The 24505-nt window shown below is 63.9% G+C and carries 30 protein-coding genes; 13 read left to right on the top strand and 17 right to left on the bottom strand.

Features of this window, described 5'->3' with window-relative positions; translation table 11 throughout:
* Positions 1-115: 115 nt before the first annotated feature.
* Positions 116-724: a hypothetical protein gene (locus tag FJ977_RS34365; RefSeq protein ID WP_140777041.1), complete on the bottom strand. Its 609-nt coding sequence runs from the start codon at positions 722-724 to the stop codon at positions 116-118.
* Between the two features lie 108 nt (positions 725-832).
* Positions 833-958, bottom strand: a complete 126-nt coding sequence (gene ykgO / locus FJ977_RS34360) for a type B 50S ribosomal protein L36 (RefSeq protein ID WP_006327841.1) — start codon at positions 956-958, stop codon at positions 833-835.
* 231 nt (positions 959-1189) lie between these two features.
* On the opposite strand from ykgO, the gene FJ977_RS34355 reads away from it, so the two are divergent.
* The gene (locus FJ977_RS34355) at positions 1190-1612 is read left to right on the top strand and encodes a lysozyme inhibitor LprI family protein (protein WP_140777039.1); all 423 of its coding nucleotides are present in this window, start codon (positions 1190-1192) and stop codon (positions 1610-1612) included.
* A gap of 69 nt (positions 1613-1681) precedes the next feature.
* Here the strand turns inward: FJ977_RS34355 and FJ977_RS34350 are convergent, their stop codons facing one another.
* The 11 genes from FJ977_RS34350 to FJ977_RS34300 all read right to left on the bottom strand — a co-directional run bounded on the left by FJ977_RS34350 (position 1682) and on the right by FJ977_RS34300 (position 9970).
* A complete protein-coding gene (locus tag FJ977_RS34350) occupies positions 1682-2758 on the bottom strand; it encodes a 5-(carboxyamino)imidazole ribonucleotide synthase (protein WP_140777037.1) in 1077 nt (358 codons plus the stop codon).
* On the bottom strand, positions 2755-3252 hold the full coding sequence (gene purE, locus FJ977_RS34345; RefSeq protein ID WP_027141852.1) for a 5-(carboxyamino)imidazole ribonucleotide mutase: 498 nt from the start codon (positions 3250-3252) through the stop codon (positions 2755-2757). Before purE ends, FJ977_RS34350 begins: the two co-directional genes overlap by 4 nt.
* Before the next feature lie 99 nt (positions 3253-3351).
* Complete coding sequence (locus FJ977_RS34340) at positions 3352-4260, bottom strand: anti-sigma factor (RefSeq protein ID WP_140777035.1); 909 nt, start codon at positions 4258-4260, stop codon at positions 3352-3354.
* Positions 4257-4796, bottom strand: coding sequence for a sigma-70 family RNA polymerase sigma factor (locus tag FJ977_RS34335; protein WP_140777033.1), 540 nt, complete (start codon positions 4794-4796; stop codon positions 4257-4259). Before FJ977_RS34335 ends, FJ977_RS34340 begins: the two co-directional genes overlap by 4 nt.
* Before the next feature lie 46 nt (positions 4797-4842).
* Positions 4843-5046: a hypothetical protein gene (locus FJ977_RS34330; RefSeq protein ID WP_140777031.1), complete on the bottom strand. Its 204-nt coding sequence runs from the start codon at positions 5044-5046 to the stop codon at positions 4843-4845.
* 140 nt (positions 5047-5186) lie between these two features.
* Positions 5187-6392, bottom strand: coding sequence for an aminotransferase class V-fold PLP-dependent enzyme (locus FJ977_RS34325; protein WP_140777029.1), 1206 nt, complete (start codon positions 6390-6392; stop codon positions 5187-5189).
* Between the two features lie 25 nt (positions 6393-6417).
* Positions 6418-6879 (bottom strand): RidA family protein, encoded by a 462-nt coding sequence (locus FJ977_RS34320; protein ID WP_010911960.1) that lies wholly within the window; start codon positions 6877-6879, stop codon positions 6418-6420.
* Between the two features lie 70 nt (positions 6880-6949).
* Positions 6950-7744, bottom strand: a complete 795-nt coding sequence (locus FJ977_RS34315) for an amino acid ABC transporter ATP-binding protein (RefSeq protein WP_140777027.1) — start codon at positions 7742-7744, stop codon at positions 6950-6952.
* Between the two features lie 4 nt (positions 7745-7748).
* A complete protein-coding gene (locus tag FJ977_RS34310) occupies positions 7749-8399 on the bottom strand; it encodes an amino acid ABC transporter permease (RefSeq protein ID WP_140777025.1) in 651 nt (216 codons plus the stop codon).
* 1 nt (position 8400) lies between these two features.
* Positions 8401-9066, bottom strand: a complete 666-nt coding sequence (locus tag FJ977_RS34305) for an amino acid ABC transporter permease (protein WP_056575612.1) — start codon at positions 9064-9066, stop codon at positions 8401-8403.
* A 73-nt stretch (positions 9067-9139) separates the two neighbouring features.
* Complete coding sequence (locus FJ977_RS34300; RefSeq protein WP_171883346.1) at positions 9140-9970, bottom strand: transporter substrate-binding domain-containing protein; 831 nt, start codon at positions 9968-9970, stop codon at positions 9140-9142.
* 171 nt (positions 9971-10141) lie between these two features.
* On the opposite strand from FJ977_RS34300, the gene FJ977_RS34295 reads away from it, so the two are divergent.
* Positions 10142-10930 carry an IclR family transcriptional regulator gene (locus tag FJ977_RS34295; protein WP_140777023.1) on the top strand — a complete coding sequence of 263 codons (789 nt, stop codon included), beginning with the start codon at positions 10142-10144 and terminating at the stop codon, positions 10928-10930.
* A 33-nt stretch (positions 10931-10963) separates the two neighbouring features.
* Here FJ977_RS34295 and FJ977_RS34290 read toward each other — a convergent pair whose 3' ends face one another.
* Positions 10964-11167, bottom strand: coding sequence for a YdcH family protein (locus FJ977_RS34290; protein ID WP_010911954.1), 204 nt, complete (start codon positions 11165-11167; stop codon positions 10964-10966).
* Between the two features lie 238 nt (positions 11168-11405).
* On the opposite strand from FJ977_RS34290, the gene FJ977_RS34285 reads away from it, so the two are divergent.
* The 5 genes from FJ977_RS34285 to FJ977_RS34265 all read left to right on the top strand — a co-directional run bounded on the left by FJ977_RS34285 (position 11406) and on the right by FJ977_RS34265 (position 15683).
* On the top strand, positions 11406-11585 hold the full coding sequence (locus FJ977_RS34285) for a YdcH family protein (RefSeq protein WP_010911953.1): 180 nt from the start codon (positions 11406-11408) through the stop codon (positions 11583-11585).
* A gap of 575 nt (positions 11586-12160) precedes the next feature.
* Positions 12161-13414, top strand: a complete 1254-nt coding sequence (gene ispG, locus FJ977_RS34280; protein WP_140777021.1) for a flavodoxin-dependent (E)-4-hydroxy-3-methylbut-2-enyl-diphosphate synthase — start codon at positions 12161-12163, stop codon at positions 13412-13414.
* A gap of 5 nt (positions 13415-13419) precedes the next feature.
* Complete coding sequence (locus tag FJ977_RS34275) at positions 13420-14274, top strand: lytic transglycosylase domain-containing protein (RefSeq protein ID WP_140777019.1); 855 nt, start codon at positions 13420-13422, stop codon at positions 14272-14274.
* A gap of 18 nt (positions 14275-14292) precedes the next feature.
* Complete coding sequence (locus FJ977_RS34270) at positions 14293-14865, top strand: chloramphenicol phosphotransferase (protein WP_246683413.1); 573 nt, start codon at positions 14293-14295, stop codon at positions 14863-14865.
* Between the two features lie 56 nt (positions 14866-14921).
* Positions 14922-15683 (top strand): Stf0 family sulfotransferase, encoded by a 762-nt coding sequence (locus tag FJ977_RS34265; protein ID WP_140777018.1) that lies wholly within the window; start codon positions 14922-14924, stop codon positions 15681-15683.
* Positions 15684-15689: 6 nt separating this feature from the next.
* Here FJ977_RS34265 and FJ977_RS34260 read toward each other — a convergent pair whose 3' ends face one another.
* The 3 genes from FJ977_RS34260 to FJ977_RS34250 all read right to left on the bottom strand — a co-directional run bounded on the left by FJ977_RS34260 (position 15690) and on the right by FJ977_RS34250 (position 19850).
* Positions 15690-18026, bottom strand: coding sequence for a response regulator (locus FJ977_RS34260; protein ID WP_140777016.1), 2337 nt, complete (start codon positions 18024-18026; stop codon positions 15690-15692).
* 113 nt (positions 18027-18139) lie between these two features.
* A complete protein-coding gene (locus FJ977_RS34255) occupies positions 18140-18895 on the bottom strand; it encodes an SDR family oxidoreductase (protein ID WP_140777014.1) in 756 nt (251 codons plus the stop codon).
* A 55-nt stretch (positions 18896-18950) separates the two neighbouring features.
* The gene (locus FJ977_RS34250) at positions 18951-19850 is read right to left on the bottom strand and encodes a polyprenyl synthetase family protein (RefSeq protein WP_246683416.1); all 900 of its coding nucleotides are present in this window, start codon (positions 19848-19850) and stop codon (positions 18951-18953) included.
* Between the two features lie 239 nt (positions 19851-20089).
* On the opposite strand from FJ977_RS34250, the gene FJ977_RS34245 reads away from it, so the two are divergent.
* From FJ977_RS34245 to FJ977_RS34220, 6 genes are all read left to right on the top strand, one after another.
* Positions 20090-20851: a transglycosylase domain-containing protein gene (locus tag FJ977_RS34245; RefSeq protein ID WP_140777010.1), complete on the top strand. Its 762-nt coding sequence runs from the start codon at positions 20090-20092 to the stop codon at positions 20849-20851.
* 289 nt (positions 20852-21140) lie between these two features.
* The gene (gene rpmF / locus FJ977_RS34240) at positions 21141-21323 is read left to right on the top strand and encodes a 50S ribosomal protein L32 (RefSeq protein ID WP_008834724.1); all 183 of its coding nucleotides are present in this window, start codon (positions 21141-21143) and stop codon (positions 21321-21323) included.
* 158 nt (positions 21324-21481) lie between these two features.
* Positions 21482-22186, top strand: a complete 705-nt coding sequence (locus FJ977_RS34235; RefSeq protein WP_140777008.1) for an Lrp/AsnC family transcriptional regulator — start codon at positions 21482-21484, stop codon at positions 22184-22186.
* A gap of 2 nt (positions 22187-22188) precedes the next feature.
* Entirely contained in the window at positions 22189-23046 is an 858-nt protein-coding gene (locus FJ977_RS34230; RefSeq protein ID WP_140777006.1) for a transporter substrate-binding domain-containing protein, read from the top strand.
* A 100-nt stretch (positions 23047-23146) separates the two neighbouring features.
* The gene (locus FJ977_RS34225; RefSeq protein ID WP_140777004.1) at positions 23147-23806 is read left to right on the top strand and encodes an amino acid ABC transporter permease; all 660 of its coding nucleotides are present in this window, start codon (positions 23147-23149) and stop codon (positions 23804-23806) included.
* On the top strand, positions 23803-24477 hold the full coding sequence (locus FJ977_RS34220; RefSeq protein WP_140777002.1) for an amino acid ABC transporter permease: 675 nt from the start codon (positions 23803-23805) through the stop codon (positions 24475-24477). Before FJ977_RS34225 ends, FJ977_RS34220 begins: the two co-directional genes overlap by 4 nt.
* The last annotated feature ends 28 nt before the right edge of the window (positions 24478-24505 follow it).

The raw sequence follows: 24505 nt of genomic DNA, 5'->3' as shown, positions 1-24505 counted from the left end.
AGATACGGAGGTGGAGGGGGATAAGTTCTGGGGGAACGGGCAGTAGGGTCGTGTGTTCCGCAGTGGAATCTATCCCCTACTGCTTACTGCCCTATTGCCTTACTCCCTTGAGGGGTCAAATTCCTTCGCCGGCAAGCTCTTCCGAAAGGGTGGCGACCTGGTCCTGGGCGCTGCGCATCATCGGATAGATGGCCAGCACCTTCTGCCAGGCCTCGAGCGCCGACTGCTTGTGGCCGGTCAGCGCCATGATCTGCGCCAGACCCGACAGCGCGCCGAAATGGCGCGGCTCGAGCTGCAGCGTGCGGTCGATGTCCGACATCGACTTGCCGTAGTTCTTCATCATGAAATGCACCGTGGCGCGCCGGTTCCAGCCCTCGGCATAGGTCGGCTGCATGGTTACAACCTGGTCGAGAAAATCGAGCGCGACGTCGAATTTCTGGTTGTCCATCGCTTTTTGCGACCACAGCATCATCAGGTCGATCGAGGCGCTGCCGGACTGGGACCATTCGTTCCAGATGTTGCCGGCGATGCGTTCGGCCGCCTTTTCGTTGCGTTCGCGCTTGAGGTCGGAGAACAGCTTGTCCAGCCGGGCCTGTTTGGTCATCGGCGGGGCCGGAGCATCCGGGGTGGCTGGCACTGCCGGCTGATCGTCGGCGGCTCTGGCCGGCAAGCTCATGGCGCCGGAAACAAGCAGAGCTGTCAAAAATGCAAAAAGAATCCGCATCGCCCGATCCTAGTCCCGGGCGGCGGAACATCAAAGTGATTTTAGCGTGAGAAGGTCGGCGGGCCGACAAGCATCAAGGGGCGGAGGCAAAAGCCTCCGGCCGAAAACTCAACCCTGGCGCGCCTTGTAGCGCGGGGCGGTCTTGTTGATGATGTAAACGCGGCCCTTGCGGCGAACCAACTGGTTGTCGCGGTGACGCGCCTTCAGCGCCTTGAGCGAATTCTTGATCTTCATGGTCTTGCCTGTCGGTGTGGACCCGGTGCCGGGTCGAAATTTTAAGGCGCGCCAGAAGACGCGCCTTTTGAACGGTGGGTGGCTCATAAACGAGGACCCTTGTCCGTGTCAACCGCAAGCGTGCGCCGCGTCCTGATATCATCAAATATCCGCCATGTCGTCCCGGCGGCATTGCACGGCTCCGGGCGCACTGGGATGATGCGCTGTATCGCAAGTGATTTGGGGACCATCATGCGCCGAACATTCCTGTCCGCCTGCCTTGTCTTGTTGGCGGGAGCGTCGGGTGCTCGCGCACAGGAATGCGACCGCTCCGACGACAGCCAGCAGATGATGAACATCTGTGCCGGAGCGGATTACCAGGCGGCCGACGCCAAGCTCAACGCGGCCTACCAGAACCTGATCGGCTCGGATGATGCCGATGGCAAGAGGTTGCTGCAGGCGGCGCAGCGCGCCTGGATCGCCTTCCGCGACGCCGAATGCGCGCATACCACCGCCGCCAGAACGGGCGGTTCCGTCCACGCGATGGAGGTTTCGCAATGCCTGACCAGGCTGACCAACGACCGCGTCAAGCAGCTCGCCGCCTCGGCCAATTGCGAGGAAGGCGATGCGGGCTGCGCCAGTTCCGACGAGGTTGAAGGCGACGAGGTGCAGTAACCTGCGTCCGCGATAGAACGGTTCACCGTTTCACGGAAACGCCGAACCGCTTTTACCTCATTGTTTGCTCTAGCCGTGCCGGCTGATGCGGGTGAAGTGGCCCATCTTGCGGCCGGGCCGCGCCTCGGCCTTGCCGTAGAGATGCAGCATCAGGTCGGGCTCGGCGAGCAGGGCGGGCACGCGCAGCACGTCGTCGCCGATCAGGTTTTCCATCACGCAATCGGAATGGCGGTCCGGGCTGCCGAGCGGCAGTCCTGCAACGGCACGGATGTGCTGCTCGAACTGCGAAACGACGCAGGCGGCCTCTGTCCAGTGGCCGGAATTGTGGACGCGCGGCGCAATCTCGTTGGCCAGCAGCGAACCGTCGGCCAGCACGAAGAACTCGACGCCGATGACGCCGACATAGTCGAGCGCGGACAATATCTTCGATGCAGCCGCACGCGCCGCTGCCGCCGTCTGTGGTGTGATGGCGGCGGGCAAGGTCGAGGTGTGGAGAATGCCGTTGCGATGCACATTCTCGGCCGGGTCATAAGCGACGACCGCTCCGTCCAGCCCCCGTGCCGCGATCACGGAGATTTCGCGCTCGAACGGCACGAAGCTTTCCAGGATCAGCGGCACGTTGCCCATCGCCTCGCAGGTGCCGGCGAAGCCGCCTGTTTCCATGTTGCGGAAGACGCGCTGGCCCTTGCCGTCGTAGCCCATGCGCCGCGTCTTCAGGATGCCGCTGCCGCCGAATGTCTTCAGCGCCGCCGTCAGCTCGTCGTCGGTGTCGACCGGACGAAAATCGGCGGTGGCGATGCCGATGCCGTTGAGGAATGTCTTTTCGTTCACCCGATCCTGCGCCACGTCAAGCGCGCGCGCCGGCGGATGGACAGGCACCTTGGCGGCAAGCGCTTCTGCCGCGGCGACCGGCACGTTCTCGAACTCGTAGGTAATGACGGCACTCGCGGCCGCCAGTTCGGCAAGGGCGGCCGGATCGTCATAGGCGGCTGTTATCTGCCGGTTGGCGACCTGGGCGGCCGGGCAATCCGGCTGCGGCTCCAGCACGATGGTGCGGTAGCCGAGGCGGGCGGCGGCCATTGCCAGCATGCGGCCAAGCTGGCCGCCGCCGATGATGCCGATGGTCCATCCCGCGGGCAGGCTCACGGCGTATCCGTCGGTTCAGCGGCGACCTTGGCGGTCTGCGAGGCGCGCCAGGCGTCGAGCCGCTGGGCGAGCTTGTCGTCGTTCAGGGCCAGCACTGCGGCGGCCAGGAGGGCCGCATTGGCCGCACCGGCCTTGCCGATGGCCAGCGTCCCCACCGGAATGCCGGCCGGCATCTGGACGATCGAGAGCAGTGAATCCTGTCCCGACAGCGCCTTCGATTCCACCGGCACGCCGAATACCGGTAGCGGCGTCATCGCCGCCGTCATGCCGGGGAGGTGCGCCGCACCCCCGGCGCCGGCGATGATGACCTTGTAGCCGGCGGCCTTGGCGCCCTTGGCGAATTCATAGAGCCGGTCGGGCGTGCGATGGGCTGATATGATCAGCCGTTTGTGCGGAACGCCCAGCGCCTCCAGCGTTTCGGCTGCCTGGCGCATCGTCGCCCAGTCGGACTGGCTGCCCATGATGATGGCGACGTCGGCGCGTTGGTCGTTCAAGCTATTGCTCCCCGGCGACAAAGGCGCGCCTTAGCGGAATTCGCGCGGGGCCGCAAGGATTTCAGGCCATCGGCCAGATGCCGACGGCCACAATCCGGGTCAAACCGCCGCCTTGCGGAAGCGAGCGACGAAGTCGTCGAGCTCGGGCCTTTCCATGTCGGAGATCGCCCAATAGGAGAAGGCGCCGTCGCTCCATTGCACCATTGAGAAGCCGCCCGAAGAAAGGTCGTCGGGCTGAGTGGCCTTGCCGCCCTGCTGCGGTTCGGCGACCAGCGTGATCAGGTGTTCGCGGTGGCGGTAGACCAGGGCCGGCACCGGCCTGCCCGATATCACCTCGACACGGCCGCCGATCAGCGCATAGCCGTCCTGGGCAAGGTCCGGCGCCGGCGGCGAGACGCCGATGCGGGCGTCGAGCCACGGCTTGACCGTATGGCGATCGGACGAAACGATGTCGATCGGGCTCGCCGCAAGCAGGCTGCGGCGATGGCCGCTGGCGACCGCGGCGGCAAAGCCGTCATCGACGCCACTCTGCATCACCCATTGCGTCGCCCCGCTGGCGAGCACCGCGCTGATCATGATCGACGCCGCCATGGCGCGCCAGTCGAACGAACCGAAGCGGCGCGCTCTTGGCGATGGGCGCGCCAGGGAAGGACGTGTCCCAGCTTCCCGTCTCTGGCCGCCGCCGGCGCCTGCAATCAATCCCGGCAATGCCGACGGCGCGCCCCGCTGCGGCTGCGCCACCTCGGCCGGCGCCTGTTGCTCGGTGCCGGCCATGCCGATCGCCGCGATGCGGGCGCGAAAGGCGTCGCTGACATCGGGACGCGGCAAGCGGCTGACGGCGCCCTGCAAGGCGACAATGCGGGCATGCTCGGCGGCAAGCGTGGGGTCGGCAGCGATGCGCCGTTCCACGGCCAGTGCCGCGGCCGCATCGAGTTCGCCATCTACCAGAGCGTGGATCATCAGCCTGATGCCTTCGGGATCGTTGGGCAGTCCGTCGTCGTGCGTCATGACGCTCTCCCCAGTTCAGACGCCAGCAGACCGCGGGCACGCGCCAGCCTGGACATGACCGTGCCGATCGGCACGGCAAGCATGGCCGATATTTCGCGGTAGCTGAGGCCGTTGATATCGCGCAGCACCAGCGTTTCGAGAAATGGCTGCGGCAAGGCGGCGATCGCAGCCTCGAGTGCCGCCGTATCGGCCCTGGCGATCAGGCTCGCCTCCGGGCCATCCTCGTCCGGCAGGCTGCTGCCGTGTGCCGCGGCCATGTCGTCGAGATCGCCGAGATCGCCGACGGCCATCATGGCGCGCGGCCGGTTGCGCGACATCCAGGTGTAGGAGGTGTTGCGCACGATGGTCAGCAGCCAGGCGCGGGCGTTGCCGCCAGCATAGCCTGATATGCCGGCATGCGCCTTTATGCAGGCGTCCTGCACGACATCCTCGGCGTCGGCGGCATTGCCGGTCAGCCAGCGGGCGAGCGCCAGCGCATCGCCGAGATGTGGCAGCACCACCTCGTTGAAGCGTTGTGCCTGCGCCCTCTCGCTCAAAGCAGCACCATGATCCGATACTCCGGGAGGAACAGGCCGTGCGCTTTCAGAGAGCGACGGCAATCTTGCCCTGCCTGCGCGGGCGAAACCCGCGGAAGCAGGCAACGCCGCCTGCTGTGGTGAAAGTGAATTCATCTGTGTCACCAGTGTCAAGCGTCCTGAAGGAGGGACTGGTGACGATCTTGCTCGCCAGCACATGGTGACAGCTGACGCCGCAACCATATTCGCTGTCCTGGCAATGATGCGGCATGCCGATCTCCTCAACGCCAGCAGTGGCGTATACCGAGGAGACTTGTCGCGGCGCCGGTTTATTCCCGCCGCGTGCAAATCCGGCTGATCACAGTCGCGTGATCGGCCGGTGCATTTCGCGATTGCTGGTCGGCTTGTCGTTCAATCCGGCCAGCGCAGGACGCCGGACGAATCCTTGCGGGCAGTCTTCATCGCATCGGCGGGACGGTCCTTCGCGGTCAATATGGCGCGCAGGCGGTCTCCGACGACCTCGGCCTCGCCGGGATGCAGATTGCAGGGGTCGAGGAAGAAATGGCCGCGCTCGATCTCGTGGTTGCGCACAATGATCGGCGGCGAGCCCGAGGCAAGCGCCGAGGTGAGCCCGGCGGCGGTAAAGCGGCTCTCGGGCGATACGAAGATCTGCAGCCGGTCCAGCGGATTGGCTGTCGGGTCCGGAATGATCTTGGCAAAGATGCCTGGTATCCCCTGCAAAGCGTCCTTCCAGAGATTGAGAGCGGCCTCCTCGCGCCGGCGGATGCCGTGGTGATCGCGCGTCTCCCAGGCTTCCAGCGCGGCCATGGTGCCGGCGATGCTTTCCTTGCCGACCTTCATGGCCCGCGCCACGCCGCGGTTCTGCAGATAGGCCGCCCGCACCAGATCCTTGCGGCCGGTGACGATGCCGCTGGTCGGCCCGCTCAGGAATTTGTGGCCGCTGTAGATGACGATGTCGGCGCCGCGCGCCAGAAAGCCGCGCAGATCGTATTCGGACGCGGCATCGACGATCACCGGCACGCCCTTGGCGTGGCAGATCTCGCAGAATTCCTCCAGCGACAGCATGCCGTACTGCACGGTGTGGTGGGCGACGACATAGAGGCCCGCCGCCGTGCGCTCGTTGATTGCTTCGCGCACATGATAGTCCTGCGTCACGCTGACCGTGCCGGCGGGTACCACCCTGGCGCCGGCGACGCGGACCGACTGGTCGATCGGCGCGCCGTAGTTGACGATGTGGCCAAGCTGGATGACGACCTCCGACTTGAGGTCGCCGGTATCATCGGGCAGGCGCTCGATGGCGAGCAGGCTGGTTCCGGTCATCGCGCCGGCGATCGCCATGGTGATGCCGCTGGCACAGCAGGCGGTGATGAAGCCTGCCTCGCCGCCGGTGAGGCGCGCGACGACGGTGCTCGCGGCACGCTGCAGATCGTCCATCTCCACCCATTGCGAGGCCATTTCGGCCATGGCGCTGATCGCTTCCGGGACGATGATCGATGCGCCGAGCGCGGTCATGGTGCCCGAGACATTGATGATTGGCCTCAAGCCCAGCCGTTCGCGGATGGTGGTGTTGGAGCCGGTGGAGGAAGTGGTTTTCATGTGAGCGGATCCTGTGGGTGGCAGATCAGGCGGCGATCTCGACGACCGCTTCGATTTCGACAGTGATGTTTCCGGGCAGCGAGCCGACGCCGATGGCCGATCGCGCATGCCCGCCGATCTTGTCGAAGACATCGGCGAACAGGTCGGAACAGCCATTCACCACCTTGGGGTGGTCGCTGAAGGTCGGCGTCGCGTTGACGAAGCCGAGCAGCTTGACGACGCGCACGATGCGGCCGAGATCGCCGGCGGCGGCGTGCATGACGGCGAGCAGATTGAGCCCGGTCAGGCGCGCATGCTCATAGGCCTGCTCGACGGTCACATCCTCGCCGACCTTGCCGGTGCAGAGCGTGCCGTCGGCACGCAGCGGCCCTTGGCCGGACAGGAAGATCAGCCGCCCGCTCTCGGCATGGGTGACGAAGTTGGCGATCGGGGTTGGCGGCTCGGGCAGCGTCAGGCCAAGTTCGGCGAGCCGGATGTAAGGCGTCATGGAAGAAGGCTCCCTTGGTTGGCTTCAGCCATCCGATATTCAAAAATGAGACGGCATCAGCCGTCCGATGTCAGAAATGCGAGGCGCGGAAACGCGCCAGGAAGGTGCGGAGGCGCTCGTTGGTGGTCTCCGCCGCGAGGATCTCCTTGGGCGGGCCGACGGCGCTGACGCCGCCATCGGCCATGAAGACGATGCGGCTCGAGGCGTCGCGGGCAAAGGCCATTTCGTGCGTCACCATCAGCATGGTCATGCCGTCCTCGGCAAGGCTGCGCACTACGGCCAACACCTCGCCAACCAGTTCGGGATCGAGCGCCGAGGTGATCTCGTCGAGCAAAAGGATCTTCGGCTCCATCGCCACGGCGCGCGCGATGCCGACGCGCTGCTGCTGGCCGCCGGAAAGCTCCGCCGGCAGGCTGTCGGCCTTGTGGGCGAGGCCGACGCGGCCGAGCCAGTGTTCGGCGGCCTGGCGCGCTTCGGCCTGGCTCTTCCCCCGCACCTTGGTCAAGCCCAGCATGATGTTGCCGGCGGCCGTCAGGTGCGGAAACAGGTTGAAGCTCTGGAAGACCATGCCGGTCTCGGCACGCATGGCGGCCAAGTCGCGCTCGCTGCGGCGCTGGCGCGTTCCGGCTGAGAGATAGCCGACCTCCTTGCCGTCGATGCGGATCGAGCCGCTATCGTAGCTTTCGAGGAAATTGACGCAGCGCAGCAGCGTGGTCTTGCCGCTGCCGGAAGGTCCGATGACGGTGACAACCTCGCCACGCTTCACCTGAAGGCTGACGGAACGCAGCACCTCGACGGCGCCGAAAGCCTTTGACACATCGCGCACTTCGAGCAGTGCCGGATTGGCGCTTGTGGTGTCGGACATCGTGCTATTCCCGAATGAAGGCAAAGCGCCGCTCGAGCCGCCGGCTGGCGAGCGAAAGCGCATAGTTGACGGAGAAGTAGATGAGCGCGCCGAGGATATAGAGCGGCATCGCCTCATAGGTGCGGCCGATAACCTGGTTGATGGCCTGCATCAAATCGGTGATGCCGAGCAGCGAGACCAGCGCGCTGCCCTTGACCGCGTCGGTGACGCCGTTGATCCATGGCGGCAGGAAGCGCCTGAAGGCCTGCGGGAAGATGACGTAGGTCAGCCGCTGGCGGAAGGTCAGCCCGATCGCCATTGCGGCCTCGGACTGTCCCTTGGGAATCGAGGCGACCGCGCCCCTGAGATATTCGATGACCTGCGCCGTCTTGAACAGGGTCAGCGCCAGCACCGCCGCCCAGAACGACGGCAGATGAAGTCCGATGGCAGGCAGACCGTAATAGACGAAGAACATCAGCACCAGGATCGGAATGCCACGGATGGTGTCCGAGAAGATGCGCACCGCCCAGCGCAGCGGGACGGGACCATAGACCAGGGCTACACCCAGCAGGACGCCGGCGATGAGCGACAGGACCACGACCAGAAGCGATACCCAAAGGGTCAGCGCGAAGCCTTTGGCGAGGAAAGGGAGGGCGTATAGGATCTGGCTCAGCATGTCAGCGCGCCGCCCTGAACCGGCGCTCGACGAGCCTGAGCGCAAAAAGCAAGGCGTAGCCCGTCACCAGATACATCGCCGTCGTCACCAGATAGACCTCGACGATGCGGAAGGTGTTGAAGTTGATCCACTGGGCGCCGAAGGTGAGCTCGGGCACCGAGATGACCGAGGCGATCGACGTGTCCTTGAACAGCGAGATGAAGGTGTTGGACAGCGCCGGCAGCGTGATGCGCAGCATGGTCGGCAGGCGCACATGGATGAGCCTTTGCCATGGTGTCAGGCCGATCGCCTTGCCGGCATCGAGCTGGCCGCGCGGGACAGCCTCCAGGCCCGAGCGAAACACCTCGACCAGATAGGCGCCGCTATAGACCGAGAGTGTCAGGACAAACGAGGTCGGCGCGCTGTAGGCCAGGTCGACCACGGTCGGCAGGCCGTAGAAGACAAGGTAGACCAGCAGGATCAGCGGCACGTTGCGGATGAATTCGACATAGGCGGCGATGATCGCCCGCACCACGCGCCCGGCCGAGACGTACCAGACCGCCAGTACCAGCCCGATGACGACGCCGATGGCGATCGAGATGACGGCAAGCTCGAGGCTGAGCAGCAGACCGCCCCACAGCTTGTCGAAATGCCGCCAGATCAGATTGAAATTGAGGGCGTAGCCCATGCGTCCGCCTTGGTGTGAAGGGCGTCGGATAGGTTGCGGAAGGGCTGGAACGCGGCCCTTCCGCAATCCGGGATCAGATGACCGGGAAGCCGGGGTGGCGCGCCGGCGGCTCCTGGCCGAAATAGTCCTTGAAGGCGGCGTCATAGAGCGCCGATTCATGGCCGAACATTGCAATGGTGAAGGTCTGGTTGACGAAGGTCAGCCAGTCGAGGTCGCCTTGCCGAAGCGCGGCGCCGTAGAGCATCGAATACCAGCTCTTGCCGGCGTCGAAATATTTGTCCGGATTGCGTGAGGCGAGCCAGCGCACGGTGGACAGATCGACGGCGGCAGCGTCGGCGCGCTTGGATTCCAGCGCCTGCAGAACGTTGGCCTGGGTGTCGATCTGCAGCACCTGTGCCTGCGGCAGGGCATAGTGGACGGAGCTTTCGGCGTCGACATTCTGCAGGATGGAGATGCGCGTCGCCGAACCGCCGGCAAGCAGCTTGTCGAAGGTCTTGTTCTCGGCGGTGGGAAGCGTCAGCAGGGCAACGCCTTCGACATAGTACGGCCGGGTGAAGTTGATCAGCTGCGAACGCTGCGCCGTCATCGTCATGAACTGGATGGTGATGTCGACCTTGTTGGTGGTGACGTTGGGGATGCGCTGCGCCGGATCCTGCATGACGAACTCGACCTTGGTCGGATCGTCGAAAAGGCCCTTGGCCAGGATGCGGCCCATGGTGATGTCCATGCCGACCAGTTCGCCGGCATCATTCTCGAAATGCCAGGGCGCGTTGGTGCTGCCGGTGCCGACGATCAGCTTGCCGCGGTCGAGCACGGTGCGCAGCAGGCTGTCGGATGCGGCCTGGGCGGCAGCCTTCTGGGCATCGACGGTTGCAAGCACGCCGGCGGTGGCCAGTCCAGCCATTCCCAATTTCAGAAAATCACGTCTTCCGGATGTGTCGTTCACGGCGACCTCCTTTCGTGTTGTGTTCCCCTATGCACAGGCAATACACGCGACAGTGATCATGAGAATATTGTCTCTTACAAGAGACGCATGTATCCTGTACAAGACAGATACTAGCACCAGGAATCGACAATGCAAGATGGCAATGCCTTGGCCGTTTCGGCCGATGAAAAGACGACGGCTTCCCGCGAAAAGGGCCTCAACCGGGTGCTCGAAATCCTGGACTTCCTGCATACGACGCAGCGCGCAATCGGCATCGGCGACCTTGCCAAGGGGGTGAATGCGCCGCGCTCGACGACCTATACGCTGGTGCGCTCGCTGGTCGACGCAGGCCTGCTGGAAATGGCCGGCGACGGCAACCGCGTCTATTTCGGCAAGAAGCTCTATCTCTATGGAATGGACTATGTGCGCGGCAACGACCTGCTGCGGCGGGGGCGCCAGGAGGTCGACCATCTGTCGCGCGAGACCGGGGAGACTTCGGAACTGTGCATGCTGCAGAGCGGCCGCTACACCATCGTCCACTCCAGCCCCGGCACCAGGCCGTTCCGCATCAGTTCCGCCACCGGCCTGCAGATACCGCTGCCCTGGACCGCTTCGGGCCGGCTGCTGCTGGCGGGGCTGGAGCGGGCCGCGATCGAGGACATGGTGTCGCAGGACGATCTCGTGCTGCCCGATGGCCGCAAGCTGCGGCTCGATGATTTCATCGCCGACATCGCCAAGGCGCGGGTCACCGGCTACTGCGTCACCTCGGGGCTCGTCGACGCCTACACCAAATGTCTTGCCGTGCCGGTCTTTTCAGCGCCTGGCAAGGTCGAGGCGACGATGTGCCTGGTGGTTCCGATCGATACCACCGAGGAGCGGACCGGCAGTCTCATCGGCCTGCTGCGCGAGCGGGCCGGCAGGCTCTCCATCGCCGGATAGGCGAAACGTGACGAGGATCGCGCGGCCCGCGGCTCAAGCGATGATGTCGGGAATGATCTTGTCTTCCAGCTTCATCAGCCGGTCTTTCAGCGCCAGCTTCTTCTTTTTCATGCGCTGGATCTGCAGCGGGTCGCAATTGGTGGCGATCATCGCGTTGATCGCCGCGTCGAAATCGGCGTGTTCCTGCTTCAGCCGGGAAAATTCGAGGCGAATATCGGCCTGTTCCTGATCGGACATTCTCTACCGTCTGCACTGCGGCGCCCAAAAACTGGGCCTGATTGGGCGGGGGCGGCGATTTCTGCCACCGGCGCGCAGCCCATATCACATTTCACATTGCCGTGGAATGCTACCACGCAGCATTCGACATCGCAGTCGGAAGGTGGCAAAGTGTCATTGTGCCGTCACAGAAGCGACCTGCGGTGGACGCGCCTTTTGGCGGCAGCAATCGAGGAAACCATGAAAGGGAGAACCAATCATGTCTCTTGCTTCCCATCTTGACGAGTTGCAGCGGAAACACGGCGACATCGAACGCGAGATCGATGACGCGATGAACCACCCGTCGGTGGACGACCTCGAAATCGTGAATCTCAAGCGACGCAAGCTGGCACTCAAGGATGCGATTGAGAAATTGAAAGCGCAACCGACCACGCATTGATGCCCGACTGACATAGCCGCCACTATGCGGTCTTCCTTGCCGGCGGCAACCGCCGCCGGTGCTGGTGGATTTTAATTTTCCGCTCTGGGCGGGCCATCGTAAAAATCATATTGGGCCGAAGAGCCTTCTCAACTTCGTCATCCCAGGGCGAAGCAGGAGCGAAGCTCCGTCGCGGGGACCCTGGGATCCATTCCGTTTCCTCGGCCGAAGGGTGCAGCGGAGCGGAATTCTCACCGCAGCAACGCTCGGAAGTCGCTGCATGGATCCCTTGGGCTGCGGGGCAGCCCCAGGGATCTGCGCCGCGTCGCTACGCTCTTTGCTCCGCTCGTGGATGACGAAGTGTGGAACATCTCCGCCAATCGCGAAGGTATGCGGTCCGTCAACGCGAGCGACAGGGTCAAAACTTCGGCACCGGGGAACTGCTTGCGGGTCATTTCGGGGCCAGTGGCGACCTGTCGCCATTGACAAGCCATCTTTGCTCCTCCACCTCATGCCGGACTCTTGCGCTTCGGCCCCGGGGTGTGCTTGTGCGTCGACGTGGACGCTTGGCGCTCCAGAGACAAAAGGCTGCCGGCATGACCGGATATTTTTCCTTTCCCTTCCCTCGCCGCACCTCGGTCGGCGTCGATGTCGGCGGCGTGGTCGTCGGCGGCGGTGCCCCGGTTGTCGTGCAGTCGATGACCAACACCGACACCGCCGATATCGACCAGACGGTCGCGCAGGTTGCCGCACTGCACCGCGCCGGCTCCGAGATCGTGCGCATCACCGTCGACCGCGATGAGAGCGCCGCTGCCGTGCCGCGCATTCATGAGCGGCTCTTGCGGCTCGGCGTCAATGTGCCGCTGGTCGGCGACTTCCACTATATCGGCCACAAATTGCTCGCCGATCACCCGGCCTGCGCCGAGGCACTGGCCAAATACCGCATCAATCCGGGCAATGTCGGCTTCAAGGACAAGAAGGACCGGCAGTTCACCGATATTGTCGAGATGGCGATCAAGCACGACAAGCCGGTGCGCATCGGCGTCAATTGGGGCTCTCTCGACCAGGAGCTCCTGACCCGGCTGATGGATGACAACCAGGACAAGGGTTTCCCGCTGACGGCGCAGGAGGTGACGCGTGAGGCGATCGTGCAGTCGGCGATCCTGTCGGCCGAGATGGCCGAAGAGATCGGCCTCGGCCGCGACAAGATCATCCTGTCCGCCAAGGTCAGCGGCGTACAGGACCTGATCGCCGTCTATACCGAACTCGCCACCCGCTCCAACCATGCGCTGCATCTCGGCCTCACCGAGGCCGGCATGGGTTCGAAAGGCATCGTCGCCTCGTCGGCGGCGATGGGCATCCTTCTGCAGCAAGGCATTGGCGACACCATCCGCATCTCGCTGACGCCCGAGCCGAATGGCGACCGCACGCGCGAGGTGCAGGTGTCGCAGGAATTGCTGCAGACGATGGGCTTCCGGCAGTTCGTGCCGATCGTCGCCGCTTGCCCTGGCTGCGGCCGCACGACATCCACCGTGTTCCAGGAACTCGCCCAGAACATCCAGGCGGATCTGCGCAAGAACATGCCGGTGTGGCGCGAAAAATATCCGGGTGTCGAGAACCTCAAGGTCGCGGTGATGGGTTGCATCGTCAACGGCCCTGGCGAATCCAAGCATGCCGATATCGGCATTTCGCTGCCCGGCACCGGCGAGACGCCGACGGCGCCTGTCTTCGTCGACGGCAAGAAGGCGGCGACGCTCCGGGGGCCAGCGATCGCGGCGGATTTCGAGAAAATGGTCGCCGACTACATCGAGCAACGGTTCGGTCGCAGCGGCAAGGCCGCGGCAGAGTAGGCCAGATGCGGCGTTTCCCCAGGGCGGCGCTGATTGTCCTGTGCAGTGTGGCCTGGTCGACGCTTGCCCAGGCCGATCCGCCGCAATCGGCCAAGCAGCGGCTGATCGACAAGGTCTGCAATTTGATCCAGGCCCATGCCGACCAGAACGGCCTGCCCCGGGATTTCTTCGCCCGGCTGATCTGGAAGGAAAGCCGTTTCGATCCCAACGCAGTCAGCCCCGTCGGCGCCGAGGGCATCGCTCAGTTCATGCCGGGCACCGCCAAGATGCGAGGGCTCGAAAACTCCTTCGACATCAACCAGGCGATCCCGGCCTCGGCGAAGTATCTCGCCGAAATGAAGACCAGCTACGGCAATCTTGGCCTGGCGGCCGCCGCCTACAATGCCGGCGAAAGCCGGGTGTCGCGCTGGCTGGGTTCGGGCGGTTTCCTGCCGATGGAGACCGAGAGCTATGTCTTCGACATCATGGGCGAGCCGGTCGACAAGTTCACCGACCCCGCCTATGCCGGACAGGTCGCGCCGCTCGACGCCAAGACGGATTTTGCCGTTGCCTGCCGCAAGCTGCCGGTGATCATGTCCCAGACCGTGGCGATGGCCTCGATCAACGTCAAACCATGGGGCGTCCAGGTGGCCGGCAATTTCCGCCGCAGTGCCGCAATTAGCCAGTGGCTGCGGGTGAGGAGCCGGTTTCCGGCCCTGCTTGCCGGTCATGATCCGGTGGTGAGCCGGGTGCGCACGCCGATTGGGCGGCGCGGCATCTACGCGGTCAGGATCGGAATCGACGACCGCGCCGCCGCCAATGTCATTTGCCAGAAACTGCAGAGCGTCGGCGGGGCCTGCGTGGTGGTGCGCAACCGTTAAAGGCCTGAAGCCGGCTCGATGCTTGAAAGAGAATCGAACGTGAAAGCCAGGATCGTCCTGCTCAATGGCGTCGGCAGTGCCGGCAAAAGCTCGATCGCCAGGGCGTTGCAGACAATAACCGCCGAACCGTTCCTGCATGTCCAGATGGACACCTTTATCGAGATGCTGCCCGATGCCTTGCAGGACCATGCTTATGGCTTCTCCTACGAGACCATCCGGCAAGGCGGCCGGCCCTCGGTCGTGATCAGGACCGGACCGACGGGAGTGCGTGCCCTGCGCGGCATGCGCCACGCCGTCGCCGCCATGGCCGGGCAAGGCAACAGCCTGATCGTCGACGATGTGCTGTGCAATGGCGAAATGCCTGAATATGTCGAACTGCTGTCGGCCTTCGATCTCCATCGGGTTGGCGTCATGGCGCCGCTGGAGGTCCTGGAAGCCCGTGAAGCCCAGAGGGCCGACAGGCGGCCGGGCCTGGCGCGCTGGCAATATGGGCGCGTGCACGCGGGCATAGTCTACGATATCGAGGTCGACACCAGCCATCTCACCCCGCTGGAATGCGCCCGTCGCATCCAGCAACAATTTCGACTATAGGCGGCGATGGATCGGCCGGGGGTTTGCCCTGCCTGTGAAACGACAAGGGCAACGGGATGTTCGACGCCTACATTATCTGCGGCACGCCGAGAACCGGCAGCACTTTGCTGTGCAAGCTCCTGGCATCCACCGGGACATCAGGCGATCCGCACTCATTCTATCGGCGGCAGGATGTGTCGGAGTGGGCCGAGGAGTGGAAACTGCTAGCCCGCGACACGATGGGCGAGCTTGAATTCGATGTCGCCTATCTCGATGCGGCAATCACCGCAGGCAAGGGCGGCACCGAGATCTTCGGCCTGCGCCTGATGCGCGAAAACCTGGATGAACTTTCGGCGATCCTCGACCGGATTTTCCCAGGGTTGGCCTCGAACACGGCGCGTTTCGAAAGAGCTTTTGGCCGCATTCTCTACATACATCTGTCGCGGGAGAACAAGCTCGCGCAGGCGATCTCGCTGATCAAGGCACAGCAGACCGGTCTTTGGCACATCGCGCCTGACGGCACCGAAATCGAAAGGGTCGCACCGGCGCAAGAGCCCCAATATGATTTCGAGCGGATCAAGGGGGAGCTTGCCGAACTTGAATCCTATGACGCGGCCTGGAACATCTGGTTCACGGCGCAAGGCATAACGCCGCTGCGCGTTGGCTATGAGCATCTGTCCGCCGATCCGGCGGCGGCGTTGCTGGGCATCTGCGAGGCCCTCGGCGTTCAGCTTCCGAATGCCGATGACATCCGGCCCGGCGTCGCAAAGCTCGCCGACGAGACAAGCCTCGACTGGATGCGCCGCTATCGTCTTGACGCGGCCCGCTTGGCGTCGTGACCTGGATCAGGCCGTCTTGGCCACCACCGTTTCGCTGAGCCATGTGCCGATCTTGGCGCCGAGGCGATCGGGCGAGACCGGCTTCGGCAGATAGTCGTCCATGCCGGCCTCGATGCATTTGTCGCGATCGCCCTTCAGCGCGTGCGCGGTGACGCCGACGATCGGGATGTGGCCGCCCGACGAGGCCTCGATCGCGCGGATGGCGCGGGTTGCCTCGTAGCCATTCATCTCGGGCATCGAGACGTCCATCAGGATCAGTTTCGGATGCAGCGACCGGTACATCTCGACCGCCGTGCGGCCGTTGCCGGCGATGCGGTAGCTGAGGCCAAGCCCGTTGAGGATCTGGCCGAACACCAACTGGTTCACCTCATTGTCCTCTGCGATGAGGATGTCGATCGGGCCGTTCGACGTGGCCGTCGATTCCGGTACTGCCACGGCCGGCACGGCTGGGCCACGGATGACCGTGAAGGCAGGCGGAGCCGCCTGCGGCATCTGGACCGGCTCGCGAACGAAATGCGCCTTGCCGGCCTGAGAGCGGGCCTTCTGGATAACCGAGATAACCGTGCCGAGCAGGATCGCCGAGCGCGCCGGCTTGGTCAGATGCGCCGATATGCCGAAGTCGATGATCATCTTGCCGAAATCGACCTGGTCGACCGAGGTCAGGATAACGATCGGGATGGCGGACAGCCGGCTGTCGGCGGCGATGGCGCGGGCGACATCGGCGCCGTTCATGCCAGGCATCTGGTAGTCGAGGATGATGCAGTCGACGCTGGCACCCAATTGGCAGGCGCGATCGAGGAAGGCGAGCCCCACGGCGCCGCTTTCTGCCGCCGCGCAGTCGAAGCTCCAGCTTCTGAGCTGCTCGAGCAGGATCTCGCGGTTGACCGGATTGTCGTCGATGACCAGGACGCGCGCGCCGGTGACGTCGACCGGCACGACCGCGTCGCGCGCTTCGGCATGATGCACGGGCAGCGGCACCGCGAACCAGAAGACGGAACCGCGCCCGATCTCGCTCTCGACGCCGATCTTGCCGGCCATCAGGTCGACGAGGCGCGCGGCGATGGCAAGTCCCAGGCCAGTGCCTTCGTGACGGCGGGTCGAGGACCCGTCGACCTGGGCAAATTTCTCGAACACGCTCTGCAATTTCTCGGCCGGGATGCCGATGCCGGTATCCTCGACGCGCAGCTTGAGGTGGACAACATCGTTGACGGTTTCCCCGCCGACATCGATCAACACATGGCCCTTCTCGGTGAACTTCACCGCATTGCCGACCAGATTGGTGACGATCTGCCGGAACCGCCCGGCGTCGCCGACGACATGGGCCGGCAGGCGCGGATCGACGCGCACGATGAGTTCTAGGTTCTTTTCGGCGACACGTGCCGAAACCAGCGTCGCAACATCCTCGACCGCTTCGGAGAGACGGAACGGGGCAGGGTCCAGGGTGAGCTGCCCGGCATTGATCTTGGAGAAATCGAGGATGTCGTTGATGATGGTGAGCAGCGCATTGCCCGATTTGACGATGACGTCGGTGAAGGTCTTCTGGCGCGCGGTCAATTCGGTCTTGGCCAGCAATTCGGCCATGCCGAGCACGCCGTTCATCGGCGTGCGGATCTCGTGGCTCATATTGGCCAGGAATTCGGACTTGGCACGGTCGGCGGCCTCGGCCTTGAACAGAGATTCGGCCGATTGGGCAAAGGCGCGGCGGATCGCCTGCTCCATCGGCCGGAAGATCCAGAAGGCGACGATGGCCAGGACGCCGAACAACAGGCCGCTCGCCCACAGCAGCAGCCGGTCGCTGGAAGCGTCGGCCAGATGGCGCTCGTCATCCATCGCGGTGCGGACACGCACCAGCATCGGCTGGACAAACAGGTCGTTCTGGTTGCGGATTTCCCGGTAGCTCCATTCATCGGCTTTTTGCGCCACCGACATCAGGTTGAGATTGCGCACCATGTCGCGCGGCGACCAGAACAGATCGCCGTTGACGGAAGAGGCTTCGAGTTCGTTGATGGTCTTGGCCGACAGGCGCGGACGTATCGCGTCGAGCTGAGCGGTCAGTGTGTCGATCTCGCGGGTCAGGCGTTCGGAATGGTCACGCGCCGAAGCGCTCAGCGCATCGCGCGTTTCGTTGCGCCAGGCGGACCCCGTCGTCTCGGCGAAGCTGGTCGCGTTGCGCAGGTCGCGGGTGAAGACGACGAGGTTGCTGCTCAGCGCATCGATGTCATGGCGGAAGGAATTGACACGGTCGAGCGCAATCATGATGGCCATGGAAGCCAGCGCGAAAATCAGCAGTCCTGAAAGGTAGCGGATCCGGACAAACCGGATGAAGGAAGAATATTCCGGCATGCGCAACCCCAACACATACGCATTATTTTAACGATCGGGATTACGCTTCATTTACATTAAGATTTCGTTCGCGCGGAAGGCGCGGTTGCTCTTGCACAGGGCGTCGCGGCGGATCAGATCGATGCGGTGATGCCGCCGTCGACATAAAGGATATGACCGTTGACAAAGGACGAGGCATCGGAGGCCAGGAACACGCAGGCCCCGACCAGTTCCTCTACCTTGCCCCAGCGGCCGGCCGGCGTGCGCTTCTCAAGCCAGGCGCTGAAGGCAGGATCGGCGACAAGGGCCGCATTGAGCGGCGTATCGAAATAGCCGGGCGCGATGGCGTTGCATTGCAGGCCGTGTCTGGCCCAGTCGGTCGCCATGCCCTTGGTCAGGTTGCCGACCGCGCCTTTCGTCGCGGTGTAGGGCGCGATGCCGGGGCGGGCGAGGGCTGTCTGCACGCTGGCGATGTTGATGATCTTGCCGCGGCCTCGCCTGATCATGTGGCGTGCGACCGCCTGACCGACATGGAAGACGCTGGCGACATTGGTCTGCAGCATGCGCTCGAACGCATCGGCGGGGAAATCTTCAAGCGGCGTGCGGAACTGCATCCCGGCATTGTTGACCAATATGTCGATCGGCCCGCCGGACAGCTCGAAATTGTCGATCGCTGAGCGGACCGCGTCATGATCGGTCGCGTCGAAGGCGAGCGTTTCCGCCGCAGGGATCTGCGCCGCCGCCGCGCCGAGTTTCGCGGCGTCACGGCCGTTGAGGATCACGCTTGCGCCGGCTTGCGCCAGGCCCTTGGCCAGAGCGAGCCCGATGCCTTGCGACGAGCCGGTTACGAGCGCCCGGCGCCCGCTGAGACCGAACAGATTGGACGACATCGAAGCTGATCTCCCATTTGCCTCTCGCCACGCACCGCCGATATCGGGCCTGCCGTCAGCTATTGCGCGTCGCGACGAAGGTCGCGGCTTCCTTCAGCAGCGCCGCCTTGTCGCCATAGGGGTCGAGCAGCGCGTGCGCTTGGCCGACAAGGCCATGCAACTGGCTGCGCGCCCAGTTCACACCATGCAGCGCCACCAGGGTTGCCTTGCCGGCGGCGGCGTCCTTGCCGGTCGCCTTGCCCATCTGGCTGGCGTCGGCCGTCAAATCGAGCAGGTCGTCGGCAAGCTGGAAGGCGAGGCCGATCGCCGAGCCGAATTCGGCGAGCCGTTCGCGATCCTCAGCCGGCGCGCCGGCGATGATGGCACCCGCCTCGCAGGCGAAGCGGATCAGCGCGCCGGTTTTCATCGCCTGCAGCCGGATGATGCCGGCCTCGTCGGGCGCTGCCTGTTCGGCCTCGAGGTCGAGTTTCTGGCCGCCGACCATGCCGCCGGCACCGGCGGCGCGGGCAAGCGCCAGCACCAGGGCGGCCCGCCGCTCGGCCGGCAACACGGTCGCCTCGCTGGCGATGATGTCGAAGGCCAGGGTCAGTAAGGCGTCGCCGGCCAGGATGGCTGTCGCCTCGTCGAAGGCCCTGTGCACGGTCGGCTGGCCGCGGCGCAGATCATCGTCGTCCATCGCCGGCAGGTCGTCATGGATCAGCGAATAGCAGTGCACGCATTCGAGCGCCGCCGCGACGCGCAGCGCCGCTTCGCCATCGGCCGAAAACAGGGCGGCACTTTCCATGACCAGAAACGGCCGCAGGCGCTTGCCGCCGTTCAGCACGCCATGGCGCATCGCCGCCATCAGACGATCGGGCCGCGCGATCTCGCCCGAAAGCGGGCGATCATCGAGCAACCGCCGCAGCAGCACCTCGATGGCGGCTGCCCGCCGGATAAGCGCCATTTCGAACGCCATTTCGTCGTCATTCGTCATGGCCGGGAGCGGTAGCCGACACTCAGACGTTGCGCAAGAAGGCAAGCGCCATTATGCCGGAGCGGTAAGAGCCCGTTTGGAAACTCTCCTCCTGCGGTCATCTGAAGGCGTTTTCCGCGCTTCCGGTGCTTGCGTACTCGAATGTACGCTCGCTCCGGGTCTCGAAAACACCGTCATATGATGAACAGGAGGGAGTTTCAAAAGGATCTCTCTGGCACGGGTTGGGCGGCTTGGCGGAACCGATCGTCGATCATGAAACCGAAAAGCTGGACATGGCGACGAGATCGCGCGGCGTGAACCGCCGCGGTCTCAGGCGCTGGGTCCGGCGCGGCCTCATCGCGGCCGCCGTGCTGGCGCTGATCCCGACAGTGCTGACTTTTCTTTACCTGCCGTCCTTCGTGCATCCGGTGTCGACGCTGATGCTGAAGGATCTGGCGACCTTCTCCGGCTATGACCGGCGCTGGGTGTCGATCGACGATGTCGCGCCGGTGCTGGCCCATTCCGTCATCATGTCGGAGGACGGTCAGTTCTGCTTCCACCGCGGCGTCGATCTCGGCGAACTCAGGGGGGTCGTCGACGATGCGCTGGCCGGCGAGGCGACGCGCGGCGCCTCGACCATCACCATGCAGACGGTGAAGAACCTGTTCCTGTGGTCGAGGCCGCTGGGCTCGGTGCGCAAGGTCGTCGAACTGCCGCTTGCCGTCTATTTCGACGCGGTGATGTCGAAACGGCGGATCATGGAGATCTACCTCAACATCGCCGAATGGGGCCCCGGCATCTACGGCATCGAGGCGGCGGCGCAGCATCATTTCGGCATTCCGGCAAAACAACTGTCCAGACGGCAGGCGGCGCTTCTGGCCGTCACGCTGCCCAATCCGATCGCCCGCAATCCGGCAAAACCCGGGCCGGGCTTGAGACGGCTCGCCAATCTGATCGAGCGGCGTGCCGGCCGTTCAGGCGCCTATGTCGGCTGTCTGGAATAGGCTATATCGATGTTCAGGTGATGCCGGCCTGCAAACGGCGGAGACCTGCGCTTCCGGTGCTCACGTACTTCAAGTACGCTCCGCTCCGGTTCTCGGTATCCATCGTTTTCGGCTCGGCCTGACCTGAACCTCAATACACCCTAGCCTGGCCGACTCAAAAAAATTCACTGTAGTGCTGGCCAAAACAGTGTCAGGCGTGTATAGGCACCCGACTTTCTCAGATTTAGGCCCCGACATGGCCCTTTCACGAGGGCGGGCGGGGCTTTTGACCATGTAGTGGAGCATATCCATGGCCGTTCCGAAACGCAAAACCTCTCCGTCCAAGCGCGGCATGCGCCGCTCGGCCGACGCCCTCAAGGCCCCGACCTATGTCGAGGACAAGAATTCCGGCGAAATGCGCCGCCCGCACCATATCGACCTGAAGACCGGCATGTATCGCGGTCGCCAGGTGCTGACCCCCAAGGAAAGCTGAAACCAGCTTTTTTGAAGGTTTGAGTTGCAAAGGACCGGCCTCTGGCCGGTCTTTTTGCGTTTGGCGGAATTTTGACGACCGGAGCCGAAGGCTCGGGCCACCGCCCAGTCCAGGACACCGACAAGCTCTTGAGGCTGCCTCCAACGGGGGCTGTTTCCATGCGCGTCGGATGCCCGCGCGCCGCGCGACCCTCCCTGGCTGACGTCCATCGACGCGACTTCCCTCAACATCAAGCCCAGCTTCCAGATCTCATCCGACCATCGACAGGCCTTCCTTCGATGGTTTTCGGCATGGGTGGGATTGTGTTTGACGATTTCTTATGTAATTTTCAAAATAATAGTCGGAAATCGACACCAATGGGGAATTGCATGTGGGATTTCGTCAGCACGAGTGATCTCGACGACACCGAACAGGCGGTGCTTTCCCAACTCAAGGTCGACGGGCGGATGTCGAGCGTCGATATCGCCAAGCGCATCGGCGTCACCGAAGCGACGGTGCGGCGGAAAATGGCGCGCGTGCTCGAGGATCCGGATATCTGCATCCAGGCGGTCGTGCGCCCCCTGCGCAGCGATGTCGGCATCGCCGCCATTGTCGGGTTCGATGTCGATCGCGAGCACATCATCAGCGTCGCCCGGAAACTGTCGGAATATTCGTTCGTCGACAGCGTCTACGCCATGACCGGGCCGTTCGACATCATCATCCAACTCACTTTGCCATCAACGACCAGCTTGCATGACTTCCTGGTCAGCGAACTGGCGAACGTTCCCGGGATCAAGGATTCCGAGAGCTACATGATCGGCCGCGTGTTCAAGCACTCGGGCCGGGCCTACCAGCGCAGCAAAACCGAAGAAAAAAGAGGGTAACAATGGGTGAGTTCCTTTCCGCATCGCGCCGCCGCGTCCTGTCTCTGCTTGCCGCCGCGCCGCTCTTCCTGTCGTTAGCATCCGCCGCTCATGCCGACGGGCTTGTCGACCAGATCAAGCAGCGCGGCACCATCGTCGTCGGTACCGAGGCCGCCTTCGAGCCGTTCGAGTTCGTCCGCGACGGCCAGATCGTCGGCTACAACAAGGACATTCTCGACTATGTGGTGAGCCAGCTCGGCGTGAAGCTCGACCAGCTCAACCTGCCGTTCCAGGGGCTGCTGCCGGGCCTGCTGGCGAAGAAGTTCGATCTGATGGCCACCTCGACCGGCATCAATGCCGAGCGGGCGGCGAAATATGCCTATACGAGGCCGACGGGCTCGTTCGAGAACGTCATCGTGGTGCGCGCCGATGAGGAGCGCATCAAGAAGCCGGAAGACATCAGCGGCATGGTGGTGGCAACGCAGCTTGCCTCGTCCGTGCAGCCGATCATCGAAGCTTATGACAAGGAACTCAAGGACAAGGGAGGCAAGGGTGTCGGCGAACTGAAGCTGTTCACCTCCTTCCCCGAGACCCATGTCGCTCTCGCTTCCGGCCAGGTCGATGCGATTGTCATTGCCTCGCCTTCGGCGGCGGTGCTGATGAAGAACGTCCCCGACACCTACAAGGTCGTCGGCTCGATCGGCGAATTCTCCTACTTGTCCTGGGTCGTGCGGCCGGAGGACAAGGACCTGCGCGAATTCAGCAACACCAAGATCGGCGAGCTGAAGGACAGCGGCAAGCTGAAGGAGCTGCAGCTGAAATGGTTCGGCTTCGAGATGAAGACGCCAGACCAGGGCTATCTGCCGCCCGGCGCGCTCTGAATCGTTTCCTCTGAACTTGTCTGGCGTGGTGCAGGCGATGCGCTGCCGCGGCTATCGCCCGCGCCGACGCCGGACGGTGCTTCTCCGTTCGAGCTGAAAAATGTTCCATTTTTCAAAAACGCTGACCTTCCTGCCGCAATTCCTGACCGGCGCCGGCATCACGCTCGGCGTCTCAGCGCTGGGGTTCCTGGCCGGCACGCTGATCGGGTTCGGCCTGCTGGCCTGCGGCCGGTCGCGCTGGCGCCTGGTTCGCTGGATCGGCGCGCTCTACACCAGCTTCATCCGCGGCACGCCGCTGATCGTGCAGATCTTCGTCGTCTATTACGTGCTGCCGGGGCTGGTCGGTATCGATCTGCCGCCGCTCCTGGCGGGCGTGCTGGCGCTCAGCTTCAACAGCGCGGCCTTCGTCGCCGAGATCCTGCGCGCCGGGCTGACACGCATTCCCTCCGGCCAGTATGAAGCGGCCAAGGCGCTCGGCCTGAAACCCGTGGTGACCTGGTTCAAGATCATCATGCCGCAGCTGTTCAGGGCCATCATCCCGCCGATGGTCAACGAGTTCACCATGCTGGTGAAGGCCTCGTCCATCCTGTCCGTGATCGCCGTGGTCGAGCTGACCCGCACCTCGCAGAACATCATGAACGTTACCTACCGGCCGGTCGAGGCGTTCTGCATCGCGGCGGTGCTGTATTTCATCGTGCTGTTTTCCTGCAGCCTCTTGACCCGGCATCTGGAGCGCAAGGCGGAAGGCGCGCGCGCATGACGTTCGATTTCGCCGTCATCGCGGACAACTGGCAGATCCTGGCCAAGGGTTTTGGCAATACAGTGCTGATGTGCGCCGTGTCACTGCCATTCGGCTTCGCACTCGGCATCTTGCTGGCGCTGGTGAGGCTGAGGGGCGGACGGCTGCCGGCGGCAATCGTGTCGGCCTATGTCGAGATCTTCCGCAACATCCCGTTCCTGATCCAGATTTTCCTCTTGTTCTACGCCTTGCCGATGTTTGGCATCCGGCTCTCGCCGGTGGTGGTTTCGATCGGTGCGCTGTCGGCCTATGCCAGCGCCTATTCCGCCGAGATCATCAGAGGCGCGATCCAGTCCATCTCGTATGGCCAGGTCGAGGCCGGCTATGCGCTGGGCCTGCGCTACCTCACCATCTTCCGCAAGATCCTGGTGCCGCAGGTGCTCGGCTACATCCTGCCGGCGGCCACCAACCTCACCATCACATTGATCAAGGAATCGGCGATCCTGTCGGCGATCACCGTGCCAGAACTCACCTACATGGCCCAGAACATCATCGGCCGCACCTTCTCGCCGGTGGAGATCTTCACCGCCATCGCATTGCTGTACTGGGGGCTGACCGCCCTTGTCGCGGCAATCTCGCGCAGCCTGGAGCACAGGCTGCAGCCCCATCTCGCAGCCCGCCGTGGCGCCTGATCCAAAAAGCCTATCAACACAGAGGAGA

It is taken from the genome of Mesorhizobium sp. B2-1-3A (genome assembly GCF_006442655.1).
GTDB lineage: Bacteria > Pseudomonadota > Alphaproteobacteria > Rhizobiales > Rhizobiaceae > Mesorhizobium.
Note: the sequence above shows the minus strand (reverse complement) of the source record. Positions and strands in the feature narration are given on the sequence as shown.